The sequence below is a fragment of the Rhodoferax sp. genome, from assembly GCF_023701345.1.
Classification (GTDB): domain Bacteria; phylum Pseudomonadota; class Gammaproteobacteria; order Burkholderiales; family Burkholderiaceae_C; genus Rhodoferax.
In genome coordinates this window covers 17,719-30,294 of record NZ_JAMPXE010000027.1, presented here as the reverse complement: position 1 = coordinate 30,294, position 12,576 = coordinate 17,719, and the positions used below count along the sequence as shown (strand labels likewise).

General features: G+C 58.6%; 14 protein-coding genes. 6 read left to right on the top strand and 8 right to left on the bottom strand.

The genetic code is table 11. The annotated features are described in order from the left end of the window. From NDI87_RS05860 to NDI87_RS05840, 5 genes are all read left to right on the top strand, one after another. A partial coding sequence (locus NDI87_RS05860; RefSeq protein ID WP_296273871.1) for a VWA domain-containing protein occupies positions 1-940 on the top strand: 940 nt, incomplete at its 5' end. A gap of 117 nt (positions 941-1,057) precedes the next feature. Further along, positions 1,058-1,666: a hypothetical protein gene (locus tag NDI87_RS05855; protein WP_296273870.1), complete on the top strand. Its 609-nt coding sequence runs from the start codon at positions 1,058-1,060 to the stop codon at positions 1,664-1,666. Positions 1,667-1,731: 65 nt separating this feature from the next. Then, positions 1,732-2,055 carry a ferredoxin FdxA gene (fdxA, locus tag NDI87_RS05850; RefSeq protein WP_296273869.1) on the top strand — a complete coding sequence of 108 codons (324 nt, stop codon included), beginning with the start codon at positions 1,732-1,734 and terminating at the stop codon, positions 2,053-2,055. Then, positions 2,052-2,651 (top strand): cytochrome c oxidase subunit 3 family protein, encoded by a 600-nt coding sequence (locus NDI87_RS05845; RefSeq protein WP_296273868.1) that lies wholly within the window; start codon positions 2,052-2,054, stop codon positions 2,649-2,651. The genes fdxA and NDI87_RS05845 overlap by 4 nt, the downstream gene beginning before the upstream one ends. Before the next feature lie 12 nt (positions 2,652-2,663). Next, on the top strand, positions 2,664-2,933 hold the full coding sequence (locus tag NDI87_RS05840; RefSeq protein WP_296273867.1) for a cytochrome C oxidase subunit IV family protein: 270 nt from the start codon (positions 2,664-2,666) through the stop codon (positions 2,931-2,933). A 25-nt stretch (positions 2,934-2,958) separates the two neighbouring features. On the opposite strand, the gene NDI87_RS05835 is transcribed toward NDI87_RS05840, so the two are convergent. From NDI87_RS05835 to ccoG, 3 genes are read right to left on the bottom strand one after another with little or no spacing between them, the layout of a single operon-like run. Further along, positions 2,959-4,101: an NnrS family protein gene (locus tag NDI87_RS05835; protein WP_296273866.1), complete on the bottom strand. Its 1,143-nt coding sequence runs from the start codon at positions 4,099-4,101 to the stop codon at positions 2,959-2,961. Between the two features lie 47 nt (positions 4,102-4,148). Next, the gene (locus NDI87_RS05830) at positions 4,149-4,376 is read right to left on the bottom strand and encodes a DUF3079 domain-containing protein (protein ID WP_296273865.1); all 228 of its coding nucleotides are present in this window, start codon (positions 4,374-4,376) and stop codon (positions 4,149-4,151) included. Between the two features lie 20 nt (positions 4,377-4,396). Then, complete coding sequence (gene ccoG / locus NDI87_RS05825) at positions 4,397-5,851, bottom strand: cytochrome c oxidase accessory protein CcoG (RefSeq protein WP_296273864.1); 1,455 nt, start codon at positions 5,849-5,851, stop codon at positions 4,397-4,399. A 131-nt stretch (positions 5,852-5,982) separates the two neighbouring features. On the opposite strand from ccoG, the gene NDI87_RS05820 reads away from it, so the two are divergent. Beyond that, on the top strand, positions 5,983-6,462 hold the full coding sequence (locus NDI87_RS05820) for an Rrf2 family transcriptional regulator (protein ID WP_296273863.1): 480 nt from the start codon (positions 5,983-5,985) through the stop codon (positions 6,460-6,462). Positions 6,463-6,480: 18 nt separating this feature from the next. Here NDI87_RS05820 and NDI87_RS05815 read toward each other — a convergent pair whose 3' ends face one another. From NDI87_RS05815 to NDI87_RS05795, 5 genes are all read right to left on the bottom strand, one after another. Next, positions 6,481-7,200 carry a response regulator gene (locus NDI87_RS05815; RefSeq protein ID WP_296273862.1) on the bottom strand — a complete coding sequence of 240 codons (720 nt, stop codon included), beginning with the start codon at positions 7,198-7,200 and terminating at the stop codon, positions 6,481-6,483. A gap of 2 nt (positions 7,201-7,202) precedes the next feature. Continuing rightward, a complete protein-coding gene (locus NDI87_RS05810) occupies positions 7,203-9,137 on the bottom strand; it encodes a type IV pili methyl-accepting chemotaxis transducer N-terminal domain-containing protein (RefSeq protein ID WP_296273861.1) in 1,935 nt (644 codons plus the stop codon). 3 nt (positions 9,138-9,140) lie between these two features. Further along, positions 9,141-10,346 (bottom strand): NnrS family protein, encoded by a 1,206-nt coding sequence (locus NDI87_RS05805; RefSeq protein WP_296273860.1) that lies wholly within the window; start codon positions 10,344-10,346, stop codon positions 9,141-9,143. Positions 10,347-10,465: 119 nt separating this feature from the next. Beyond that, a complete protein-coding gene (bktB, locus tag NDI87_RS05800) occupies positions 10,466-11,653 on the bottom strand; it encodes a beta-ketothiolase BktB (protein ID WP_296273859.1) in 1,188 nt (395 codons plus the stop codon). A 98-nt stretch (positions 11,654-11,751) separates the two neighbouring features. Next, positions 11,752-12,513, bottom strand: a complete 762-nt coding sequence (locus NDI87_RS05795) for an SDR family NAD(P)-dependent oxidoreductase (RefSeq protein WP_296273858.1) — start codon at positions 12,511-12,513, stop codon at positions 11,752-11,754. Between the last annotated feature and the right edge of the window lie 63 nt (positions 12,514-12,576).

The following is a 12,576-nucleotide window of genomic DNA, read 5'->3' as shown; positions in this document are numbered from 1 at the left end:
ATTCGACCTGGATTTGCCCAGCAGCAGCGCTGACGACATACCTTTGGGCGAGGGCATGAAATTTCCCGAATGGGACTATCGGCGCGCTGTGCTGCAGCCCGACCATTGCCTGGTGCAGGTGATGCAAGCACAGCATTGCGCACCATTCACCCCTTCAGTGGCGCTGCGTCTGACGGCCAGACGGCTGCGCCGCCGCCTGGAAACCCTGCGCGATGCGCCACGCGCCGTGCATGGCCAGGACAGCGGTGATGATCTGGACCTGGACGCCTGGGTGCGTTTTCATGCCGACCAGCTGGACGCTGCCACGCCTTGCAGCGACACTCCACCGATCTACACGCGCCGGGCCCGGCTTGACCGCAGTCTGGCGACCCTGTTGCTGGCCGACCTGTCCTTGTCCACCGACGCCTACGCCACACCCCAGGCGCGTGTCATCGATGTGATCCGCGACGCGTTGTTTGTGTTTGGTGAGGCGTTGCACGCCGCCGGTGATCCGTTTGCCATCTGGGGCTTCAGCTCGGTGCGCAGGCAGCATGTGCGCATGCAGCACCTCAAAACCTTTGATGAATCCTGGAGCGATGCCAGCCGTGCCCGCGTTGGCGCCGTCAAACCCGGTTATTACACCCGCATGGGCGCAGCCATTCGCCACGCCACCGGGCAATTGTCGGAGCGCCCCGAGCGCAAGCGCTTGCTGATGCTGCTCACCGATGGCAAGCCCAACGACCTGGACGTTTACGAAGGCCGCTACGGTCTGGAAGACACGCGCCAGGCGGTGCGCGAGGCACACGCTGCGGGGCTGATTCCGTTTTGCGTCACCATCGACGAAAAAGCGCACGACTATCTGCCCATGCTGTTTGGCCAGAACGGTTACGCCATGGTGCGCCAACCGCAAGACCTGGTGAGGCAATTGACGCAAGCTTGGGCCACGCTGTCACGTCGGTGAACCCCTCTGTTGGCGAGGCAAGTGTTGACAGTGAAGAAACCATTTTTTCAGTGACTTTATTAGATTCATGTAAAATGAATATTTAGTCTTTGGACTTCTGTTTTTAAGGTAACACCTATGGAATCCCCCGCATTTTTCAAACGAATTCCAGACATTACCCTGATCGATCCCTTGGCTGATTTTTTGGGTGCTGCTGAAGGTGGACTGGTGCGCTACGGCTATACCGATGCCGTCAAGCTGGCAGGCCATTCGTGTCCGACGGTGGCGTCAGCCTATTGGCTCGGCGTACGCGCCCTGCAACACCTCTATCCCGATGCGGTGCCACAGCGCGGCAGCATCGCTGTCGATTTGAGACAGCCGCTGGAGTCAGGCACCACAGGTGTGGTGGCCAACGTCCTGGGTCAACTGACTGGCGCTGCGAGCAGCGGCGGTTTTGCCGGCATCGGTGGGCGTTTTGTGCGCCGTGGCCTGATGCACTTGGGTGTTGATATTGCGTCTGAAATTTGCTTCACGCGCACCGATACCGGCCAAGCCGTGCTGGCACAGGCCCATGTGCAAAGGGTTCGTTCCGATCCCCGGACCATGCCTTTGATGCAAGCCTGCCTGTCAGGCACCGCCACAGCGGCGCAGCGGCTCGAATTTGGCCAGCTTTGGCAAGCGCGTGTCGAGCAACTGTTGCTGGTGCATGGTTTTGATGATGCCGTGTTTGAGCTCCGGGCCGTGTGAGCCCAGGCCTGTGGCAAACACCGTGCGTCCTGTTTTTTGAATCAACAAACCATAGGAGAACAACCGTGACCTTTGTCGTGACCGAATCCTGCATCCGTTGCAAATACACCGACTGTGTCGATGTGTGCCCAGTGGATGCTTTCCGCGAGGGCGCTAATTTTTTGGTGATTGATCCTGACGACTGCATTGATTGCGCCGTGTGTGTCCCAGAGTGCCCGGTCAATGCCATTTATGCCGAGGAAGACGTGCCCGCCAGCCAGCAGGATTTCATCGCCCTCAATGCTGAACTGGCGCCCCAATGGAAACCCATCACGAAAACCAAGGCGGGGTTGCCCGATGCCGATGATTGGGCCAAGCTTGAGCACAAGCGTTCGGAACTCAAGCGGTGACGCCAAGCGTTTTATCCCGGCTACCCGTCCATGCGGCTGACACACGCCATCTGGCGGGCGATCTGGCCGTCTGGCTCATCATTCTGGCGGAGCTGCTGGCATTTGCTATTCTTTTCCTGTCTTATGCGTTTGCACGCACTTTTGATGTGGCGCTGTTCAACGCGTCGCAACGCACACTCGATTTGAATTTTGGTGCCATCAACACGGTCTTGTTGATTACCGGCAGTTGGTGTGTGGTGCGCGCCGTGCAGGCCGTCAAGCAGGACGCGTCGGCGGCTGGTACCCGTTGGCTGCTGGCGGCGCTGGCCTGCGGCAGTGGTTTTGTGTTCATCAAGGTGATGGAGTTTTCTGACAAGGCGCAGGCGGGCATCGATTTGTCAACCAACACCTTTTACATGTTCTACATCTTGTTGACCGGGTTCCACTTTTTCCATGTTTTGGCGGCCATGGTCTTTTTGACGATCCTGCTGGTCAAGACCGGTGCCGGGCGCTACGGAAAGCACAATCACCATGCCCTGGAGACGGGCGCTGCCTTTTGGCACATGGTGGATTTGCTGTGGATCGTGCTGTTCCCATTGATTTACGTGATGCGCTGAGGCCAAACCAGCATGTTCAAATGTTCGACCAATACCCTCTGGCTGCTGTTGCTGACCGCTACCGGTTTCACCTATTGGCTGGGTGAGTCCGGTCAGTTGGCTCACGCCAGCATGGCGCCGGTGTTCCTCATCTTTGGCTTTTCGTTTTTCAAGGGCGTGGCTGTCATCATCGACTTTATGGCTTTGCGCCATGCCCCGGTGTTATGGCGCAATCTGCTGATTGGCTGGCTGGTTTTTGTCACCAGCATGATTTTGCTGGCCTACTGGCTTGGTTTGCACTGATGCCCGCGGACCGGGCGGCAACCGTTTAACCGTCCTTGCCATCGGGCCTTGTGCTGACCAGCCAGGGCGTGTATTGCCACAGATAGATCAGGAATGCGGCGGTCCAGGCGGCAGCTGATGCGACCAAGCCAGTGACGTAAAGCGAAGGGAGCAGCAAGGGCAATAGCACCCGCAGCAGCGCCGCGATCATGATTAGCGCATAGATCGCAATCTCGGGCGCATCTGCCGTCAAGGGTCGGCCGGTGTGGCCCCGGGCGGTGCGTGTCATCATGCCAAGGATCAAGCCACCCGTGGCGCCTACGCCCAGCGCATGCACCCCAAGTGAGGCGGTGATCAGTCCCATTTGCGCCAACGCGAGTAAGCCCAAACCCAGAATCAGCCAAAGGTGGGCCGCGTGCAAAATCCACAAAATCGGGCGGCCACGAGTGGCCAGCGGATGCCAGCGCCACTGACGAACCAGGTTCAGCGCAAAGGCCAGCGCCAGGCTGGCGCTGGCCAGCCCGCTGTGCCAGCCGGTCACCCACAGCGTCATGCCCATCACGGTGGCCGCCAGCGCTGTGCGATCCAGCCAGGGCAGGGTGACGATTTTGATGTTCGGCAGGGCGCTGGTGGTGAAGAAAGGCACGACGCGCCCAGCCATCACGCATTCAATGATGACCACAAAACCTAAAGCGGCATACAAACTGCGCATCGGGTCCAGCTCGATCAAGCCATTGGCCGATAAATGGAAGGTCAGGTTGACCAGCGTCAGCAACAGCAAAATGAGCGCCAGCGGTACGTTGCGCCAATTGCGTGAGCGGATCAGCAAACGCAGAAAAATGAGGCCGACGATGGGCAACAGCGCCAGGTCCAACACCGCAAAAACCGCATAGGGGGCAAGCAGCGAGGCCACGCGTGCGCTCAGCCACAACAAGATCAAAAAACCCAAAGTGGGGCCGCGCGGGGTCGCCAAACCGGTCCAGGTTTTGCCTGCGGTCAACAGAAAACCCACGATGACCGCAATGGCAAAGCCAAACAGCATTTCATGGGCATGCCAGAGCAAGGGCGATGGCGCGGGCTGCCAACTGACGGCACCGAGAAAGACCGCCACCCAGAGTGGCACGATCAAGGCGGCTAGCCAAGCCGCGCCGAGATAAAACGGGCGAAAAGCCAGTCGTAACCATGGCATGCCATGCGGTACGGGCGGCGCAGATGCTTTGTTCGATGCAAGTTCTGTCATGCTAACTTTCTTGTGTGATTTTTGGGGGCTATGGTTGGGTCTGCTGGCACGCTGGCCGGTGCGAGTTGCTGTTCACCCCAGGCCAGCCAGTCTTCGCCAAACAATTCGGACGGATGCGGTGAACGCTCGTTGGCGCAGGCCATGGCATTGATGGCGCAAAACTGGTCGCAACCCCAGCAGATGCGCTCCGGGTTGGCGGGATGGATGGGGAATTTTTTGGCCATGTCAGACTTTGATTCTTGGTTTAGCGCGGAATGACAAATGTGGATTTTTCCTCTACCGCCACAAGCTTGCCCTGGTTCCGGGCTTCAACCCTGAAATTGATCGGGCTGACTTTGCCCCGGTAAGCCTGCGCGGTGTCAGCCGCCAGGGTCAGGCGGATGGTGAGCGACCCGATGCCCGTGGCAGCTACCTGCAACTCCGGGTCGGTGGCCAGCGTCAATCCCGGCAGGCCCTGCACGCTGGCGGTATAGGTTTGTGTGCGTTCGGTGGTGTTCATGACTTTCAAGCGGTAGATGTTCTCAATGTCGCCATTGCCAAGCTCGCGGGCCATGGTGCCGCGGTCCTTGATGACATCCACCGCAAAGCCCTTGCGCGTGGACAGGCCGCCAACAAAGATCGACGCGACCAGTAGAAAAAGCAGGCTGTAAAACCACACGCGCGGACGCCAGACCCGTTTCAGCATCTGCCGGGGTGTCAACTTGTCAGCAATACCCTTGCCCGACGAATAACGGATCAAGCCGGTGGGGTAGTTCATTTTGAGCATGACTTCGTCGCAGACGTCGATGCAGGCGGCGCAGGCAATACATTCGTTTTGCAACCCGTTGCGAATATCGATGCCGGTCGGGCACACCTGCACGCACAGCGTGCAGTCAATGCAGTCACCCAAACCCAGCGCCTTGGGGTCGGCAGTGCGCGCGCGTGAGCCCCTGGCTTCACCGCGTCCGGCATCGTAGGCTATGACCATCGTGTCCATGTCGGTCAGGGCGCTTTGAATGCGGGCATAGGGACACATCTGCTTGCAGATTTGCTCCCGCAAATACCCGGCGTTGCCGTAGGTGGCCAGGCCGTAGAACAGAACCCAGAACCATTCCCAGGGCGAAAACGTCAGTGCCAGGAGTTCATGCACCAGGTCCTGAATGGGCGTGAAATAGCCGACGAAGGTAAACCCGGTGAACAAACCCAGGCCGATCCACAGGGCCTGCTTGGCGCTCTTGCGGACTATTTTTTCAATGCGCCAGGGGGCCGCATCGAGACGCATGCGGGCCAGACGATCGCCTTCGGTGATGTGTTCCAGCCACAAAAAAATCTCGGTATAAACCGTTTGCGGGCAGGCATAACCACACCAGAGCCGGCCCGCCACCGCGGTAAAGAAAAAAAGCGTCAGGGCCGCCAGCACCAGCAAAACAGCCAGGTAGATCAGGTCCTGCGGAGGCAGCACAAGACCAAAAATAAAAAACCGGCTGCCGGCCAGATCGAACAAAACCGCCTGCCGCTCGTTCCACTGCAGCCAGGGGATGCCGTAAAAAACCAGTTGGGTAACCCAGACCATGACCCAGCGCAAGCGGGTAAAGAACCCGCTTACCGTGCGTGGGTAAATTTTGCCAGGCTTGTCGTTCAAGGAAAAGACGCTGCCCGTACCTGTATCAAGCGGGATTGGCTGGATCGGGATGATTTTGGAGGTGGCAGGTTTTTGCATTACTTCTGCACGGTGTCGGCATGTTTTGGCCTTGGCATGGGTGGATTTTTTAAGAAGAATATTGTATGAATGTTATTTTATCCTGATAATAGACACATTGTATGAATCTTTATTTTACCCAGGGCTGACCTATGCGCCTCACCCAATGGACCGACTACACCCTGCGTGTTTTGATGTATTGCGCTGCCTGCCTGGATCGCACCAAGCCAGTAACGATCACCGAGATTGCTGAGAATCATGGTATTTCGCGCAGTCACCTGACCAAAATTGTGCAGCAACTCGCCGCCCGCGGCTGGCTGGAAACCACCCGTGGACGAGGCGGTGGCATGCGCTTGGCTGTACCCGCCAAAGACCTTTTCCTGGGTACTGTCGTGCGCGCCACCGAGACCGATTTCTCCTTGGTCGAGTGCTTTGATCCGGCACTGAACCAGTGCCGGATCAACCAGAACTGCCGACTCAAAGGTGTGTTGAATCAGGCGACGCAGAGTTTTCTGGCGGTTTTGGATGGCATCACGCTGGCTGATTTGGTGGCGCCGGTTGACAGCTTTGGCGATATACCAAAAACACGGCGTCTGCAATTGATCCCTGGTTTGCCGGGCACATCTGTTTGAGTTATACCCGTGACCTGTTTAAAGCAAACCCTGCTCCGTGGCTATCACGGCGGCGTGTACCCGTGAACTCACACCCAATTTGCGCAGGATGTGTTGCACGTGAATTTTGACGGTGGTTTCGACAATGCCGTTCTCGCGAGCGATTTCCTTGTTGCTGGCGCCACGCGCGATACCGCGCAGGATGTCAAATTCACGCGGTGACAGGCTGGCCATGGCTTGCGTTGTGGGGGTGCTGTTTTTGACAGATGGGGGCGGGGCCGTGGCAACCGGGACCGACCCCGTTCTAACGGTGGTGTTTTTGTAGGCCGAGATCAGCTTACCCATCATTTCGGGCGCGATGATGCTGTCGCCCTGGGCGGCCCGGTGCACTGCCGCTGTCAGGTCGTCGCCTTCCATGTTTTTGAGTAAATAGCCGCTGGCACCGCCATGCAGGGCAGCGGCCAAGTCGTTTTCGTCTTCGCTCACGGTCAGCATCAAAATGCATGCGCCGGGCACCACCTCCAGTAACGAGGGCAGGGCATCCACGCCGTTGACACCTGGCAAGTGGTTGTCAAGCAGGATCACGTCGGGGCGCAGTTCCTGGGCTTTGCGCAAGGCCTGACCGGCATCTGCGGCATCTCCAACCACCAGCAGGCTGGCGTCGCGTGAGAGCAGGGCGGTCAGACCGCGGCGAAACAGGGTATGGTCGTCGACGACCAAAATGCGGATGGGGGTGTTGTCGATAGGTGGCGTTGACATGTTCAAACAGGTGTGCTCGCTGGACTGGCTGATCTGCTGTCAATGCGAGCCTCGTTGGTGGTGCTCGGGTGAGACGGCGGTGTCAGGGTCAATATGACCGAGCTGCCACGCGAGAGGGTTGACAGGATGTCGATTTGCGCGCCAATGCGTTGTGCTCGCTCGCTCATGATGCGCATGCCGACATGGGTTTCATCAAATTGATCCGTGTCGGGTTTAAAGCCAATACCGTCGTCACGTACTTCAAAGCGCCAGGTGGGTTGTTGTTGTACATCCAGCCAGGCTTGAGATGCATGGGCGTGCTTGCGCACGTTGGACAGTGCTTCCTGCACAATGTGCAGTACCTGTATCTGAACATCCGGGGCCAGCGGCAGACCCTGCCCTTGCATCGTCAAGGTGGTTTTGATTCCGCTTTGATGTTCAAATTTCTGCAAGGTGGTGGCCAGCGCGGGTTCAATGTCTTCGGTATTGGTTCGGGTTCTGAAGTGCAGCAGCAGTTCACGCACGTCGCCATAACTTTCACGCACACCCGCGTCGATTTCTTCCAGAATTTTGGCAATCTCGGACTCGTTGCAGGTCTTGATGGCATCGCGCATCAGCTGCACCTGGATTTTCAGGAAAGCCAGCGACTGGGCGATCGAATCATGCAACTCACGCGCCAACAGGTGGCGCTCTTGTGACACGGCCGCTTCTTTTTCCAGGGCATTAAGGCGCAGGTTTTCCATACCGCTGGCCAGGTGGCTGCTCAGCGCTTCCAGCAGCGAGCGCTCGGCGGGCGTGGGGCTGATCCGGGCGTGGAAAAACAGATCGACCTCGCCCATCAGGTGCTGGTGCAGGCGCACCGGCAAGGTGATGACAGTTTCGAACCCGGCTTTGCGACAATGCTCGAGTGGCGCACTGGATTCATCACGGATTGGAATGATGCGAAAGTCGGAATCCTGTGAAGTTGAACCGCAGTAGCAATCGCCGGTGTTAAGGCATTGCTCGCCATCGATCATGGCAGCCGGCAGGCCGTGGGCTGCCAGCATCAGATGGCGTTGGCCTCCCTGGTTGGACCAGCGCAGCGCGACTCCGTCGGCATGGGAGATCTTGGCCAGGCTCTTGATGAAGTCTTGCGCCAATTCGTCCAGCGAGGTGGCTTTGGAGACCAGTGCCGTGACCTCGTACAGGCTCTCCAGCCGATCCGATTTTTCTTTGAGCAAAACAGTTTTTTCAGCCACTTTGGCTTCCAGGTTTTTGTACATTGACTGCAAATGCTCGGCCATGCCGTTGAAGCCGTCGGCCAGGGTGCCAAATTCATCGCTGGAGACACGCTCCACCCGCGCATCAAAATTTCCCTGCTGTATTTTTTCAATGGCTTGTTTCAGTTGACCCACCGGCTCCAGCACAAACAGGTAGCCGGTATAAAGCAATACCGTAGCCCCCACCACCACCGAAGCCAGCAAGCTCATTTGCAACAGGTGCAGTAGCGCAGTCCATTGGGCAATATGGACTTCAATGCTGTTGACGAACTGGTCAATGTTGTCGGCAAAAGTGACGGTGTCACCACGCAAGTCACTAAAAATGGCGGGCTGACTCTGGATCCAGCGCGACTGGTACGCCGCCCAATTGCTCTCGATCATGGCAAAGCGCTGGTTGGTGTCCGTGTCCCATGGCACAAACAGCGGACGGTCAGGGTCGCCTTGCCTGAGGGTGCTCAGGCTGCGGTTGAATTCGGCGATTTGTTCGGGGAGTTGGCTGGTTTCACGGGTGCCAATGGACAGCGACATGCGGTAAGACTGCATGCGCATGCGCCCGGCTTCGTTGACAGCCGCGGCGCCACCATCCAATTGCCAGGAAACCCAAAGCGTGGCGACGGTTGCCATGAAGATCAACAGCAAAAAAGGTGCCCCCACCATCAGCAGTTTGCTACCCAGATTCCAGTGTCGTTGGATCATCATGGGTTAGCCGTCTTTGCCATCGAGCCTGGTTTGCACCAGCCAGGGGCTATAAATCCACAGGTAGATCAGAAACGCCGAACTCCAGGCGACGGCGGTCAGTACCAGTGTTTCCATATAAAGCCCGGGCAACAGCAGCGGAACCAGCACGCGCAGTACCGCTGCTGCCATGACCAGCGCATAAGCGCTCACTTCAAGGCGAGAGAGTGCCAGGGGCCTGCCGGTATGACCGCGCGCCGTGCGTGTCACCATGCCAATGATCAAGCCACCCGTGGCCCCGACTGCCAGCGCGTGCACGCCAGCAGACACCGGCACCCAACCGATTTGGGCCAGCGCCAGCAGCAACAAACCCAACGCAATCCAGGCATAGGCGCCATGCAATACCCACAAAATGGGCTTATGCCGTGTGCGCAACGGACGCCAGTTCCACAGCCGCATGGCGTGCAGGCCGGCCGCCACCAGCAGGACCAGCAAACCCCAGACCCCTGCCGGCGCGAATACCCACAACAGCAAGCCCAGGGCGGTCAGGCCGAGCGTCAGACGTTCCTGGATGGCTGATCTCTGGATGCGCAAACCGGGTGTGGCGCTTATGGTGAAGGCGGGCACCACGCGTCCGGCAATCAGACACTCGATCATGATGATCAAGCCCAGTGCGGCATGCAGCGGCGTCAAGACAGACATGTCAAGCACACTCAGGGCGGCCAGATGAAAGACCAGGTTGGCTGTGGCGAGCAGGGCCAGGATCAGTGCCAGCGGCAGATTACGGTAGTTGCTGGCACGCAGCATCAGCCGCGCAAAAATGCCTGCCACCAGTGGCAACAAGGCCAGGTCCAGTGTTGCATAAAGCACGGAGGGGCCGGTCAGTGCCGTGATGCGCGCACCGAGCCAGAGCATGGCCAGGGCTGCCAGTGACGCGCCGCGCGGCGTGGGCAGGCCAGTCCAGTTTTTGCCCGCCGTCATCAGAAAACCGATGATGATGGCTACCGCAAAGCCAAACAGCATTTCATGGGCGTGCCACAGCAGGGCGGGCACAACCGGACTGCTGGCAACACCGCCCATGAACAGGGCCACCCAGAACGGCACCGCCAGTGCCGCCAACAAGGCGCCACCCAGATAAAAAGGCCGGAATCCGAGACGTAAAAAAGGCCAGCCTTTGGGTTGATGCGCGACGGCCTTGATCTCGGAAAAAATGGGAAGGGGAACAGATTCCATGCGTTAAGTTTGCAAAATTGACGAAGTTTGCCATTGAATGGCAAACTGGGTCAATCAACCTTAACACATGGTAGAGAAACAAGGCCCTTGAAATGGTCAAGGACCGTATGCTCACGCTGTCAGGCTTGGCGCTCAAAAATGGCTGCGATGCCCTGGCCACCACCAATGCACATGGTCACCAGCGCGTAGCGCCCTTGAATACGTTCGAGCTCGTACAGTGCCTTCACGGTGATGAGCGCGCCGGTGGCGCCAATCGGATGCCCCAGCGAAATGCCGGAGCCGTTGGGATTGACCTTGGCCGGGTCCAGCCCGAGGTCGCGCGTGACAGCGCAGGCTTGTGCTGCGAAGGCCTCGTTGGCTTCAATCACGTCAAGGTCGTTGACGGTCAAGCCGGCTTTTTTCAAGGCCATTTGTGTGGCGGGCACCGGGCCAATACCCATGTACTTCGGATCCACACCAGCGTGGGCGTAGGCCACCAGGCGTGCCAGCGGCTTCAGGCCACGGGCCTTGGCGGTGGCGGCTTCCATAAGCACGACAGCGGCAGCGGCGTCGTTGATGCCGGAGGCATTGCCGGCGGTGACAGTGCCGTTTTCCTTGAGGAATGCGGGCTTGAGTTTGGCCAGGTCGGCCAGCGTGCAGTTGGGGCGGTAGTGCTCGTCGGTGTCAAACACCACGTCGCCCTTGCGGCTTTTCAGTGTCACCGGCATGATCTGGCTCTTGAAATAACTCGCTTCAATAGCGCGCTGGGCGCGGTTGTGGCTCTCCATGGCCAGGGCGTCCTGGTCTTCGCGTGTGATGCCCCATTTGGCGGCAATGTTCTCGGCGGTGATGCCCATATGGACGTTGTGGAAGGGGTCGTGCAGGGCGCTTACCATCATGTCGACCATCTTGGTGTCGCCCATGCGGGCGCCCCAGCGCATGTTCAGGCTGGCATAGGGGGCACGGCTCATGGCCTCGGCACCGCCGCCAATGGCAATGTCGGCATCGCCGAGCAAAATTGACTGGGCTGCCGAGACAATGGCCTGCAGACCCGAGCCGCACAGGCGGTTGACGTTGAAAGCCGGAACGCCCTCGGCACAACCGCCGTTGATGGCCGCCACACGCGACAAATACATGTCCTTCGGTTCGGTGTTGACCACATGGCCAAAGACCACGTGGCCGACTTCGTCACCCTTGACCTGGGCGCGGGTCAGGACATCGCGCACGAGTTGGCCCGCCAGTTCGGTTGGTGCCATGTCTTTCAGGCTGCCGCCATAGGTACCAATGGCAGAACGGGCACCACTCACAATCACTACTTCACGGGTCATCTCATGTCTCCTCGGGTTAATAAATAATTACAGAGCTATCTTAGCGCCGATTTCTGACAGAAAACCGACGTTTTCAGGGATCAACCTGTTGGTTTGGTTCAAGCGCTGTCGCGGACATCGGCCACCACTTGTTGACCGAAATCGGGGCGTGCCAGCCATGCGAGCACGCGTCTGGCGGCTTCGCCAGGAGAGATGAGTTGGCCGGCTGCCTTGAGTTGTGCAAATCCGGCCTGATCCGGAAAACTTGCGGCATCGGCACTGCGCAGTTGTTGCTGCATGTCGGTATCGATGACGCCGGGTGCCAGCGAGCAGACCAATGCCCCATTGGCCAGGCGGGTTTCTTCCAGCGCCAGGCAACGGGTGAAATGGTCCATGCCGGCCTTGGCTGCGCAATATGCGGCTTGTGATGCCATGGGTCGGCGACCCAGACCCGATGAAATGTTGAGCACCTTGCGTGGCATGGACCAGCCTTCGGTGGCGTTCAGGAAGGACGCGGTCATCAGCATCGGAGCCTCCAGACCGACCCGCAGCGCGCGGGTCAATTCGGCAGGGTCGGAGGCACTCAAGGGCGCAATGGCCGGGATCACGCCCGCGTTGTTGATCAGGGTGGCACTTTTGAGTTGCAATGGGTCCAGGCTGTTTAGCCAGACTTTGAGGCAAGCTGCTGCGTGTTCCGACTCCGACAGGTCCAGGGCCCATTGTTCCAGCAGGCAATTTTGCTGCGCTGCAAGCGTGCCCAGGACCGGGTTCGGGTGACGTGAGAGGCACAGCAAACGATGTTCACTGGTCAGCAATTGTTCAGCGATGGCCAATCCCATGCCGCGGGAGGCGCCAGTCAAGATAAATAAGTGGGCAGTCATGTTTTGTTGGCTTAATTGACGGAAGTCAAATTTCCCCTGATCAAGGTGGCTATCATGAATCTC

What these genes read in the sequence shown, in the direction of transcription:
- NDI87_RS05820 (WP_296273863.1), top strand. Translation starts at nt 5,983, where the DNA reads ATGCGCCTCACCCAATGGACCGACTACACCCTGCGTGTTTTGATGTAT.
- NDI87_RS05810 (WP_296273861.1), bottom strand. Translation starts at nt 9,137, where the DNA reads ATGATGATCCAACGACACTGGAATCTGGGTAGCAAACTGCTGATGGTG.
- NDI87_RS05855 (WP_296273870.1), top strand. Translation starts at nt 1,058, where the DNA reads ATGGAATCCCCCGCATTTTTCAAACGAATTCCAGACATTACCCTGATC.
- NDI87_RS05830 (WP_296273865.1), bottom strand. Translation starts at nt 4,376, where the DNA reads ATGGCCAAAAAATTCCCCATCCATCCCGCCAACCCGGAGCGCATCTGC.
- NDI87_RS05815 (WP_296273862.1), bottom strand. Translation starts at nt 7,200, where the DNA reads ATGTCAACGCCACCTATCGACAACACCCCCATCCGCATTTTGGTCGTC.
- NDI87_RS05835 (WP_296273866.1), bottom strand. Translation starts at nt 4,101, where the DNA reads ATGCCATGGTTACGACTGGCTTTTCGCCCGTTTTATCTCGGCGCGGCT.
- NDI87_RS05805 (WP_296273860.1), bottom strand. Translation starts at nt 10,346, where the DNA reads ATGGAATCTGTTCCCCTTCCCATTTTTTCCGAGATCAAGGCCGTCGCG.
- NDI87_RS05795 (WP_296273858.1), bottom strand. Translation starts at nt 12,513, where the DNA reads ATGACTGCCCACTTATTTATCTTGACTGGCGCCTCCCGCGGCATGGGA.
- NDI87_RS05840 (WP_296273867.1), top strand. Translation starts at nt 2,664, where the DNA reads ATGTTCAAATGTTCGACCAATACCCTCTGGCTGCTGTTGCTGACCGCT.
- bktB (WP_296273859.1), bottom strand. Translation starts at nt 11,653, where the DNA reads ATGACCCGTGAAGTAGTGATTGTGAGTGGTGCCCGTTCTGCCATTGGT.
- ccoG (WP_296273864.1), bottom strand. Translation starts at nt 5,851, where the DNA reads ATGCAAAAACCTGCCACCTCCAAAATCATCCCGATCCAGCCAATCCCG.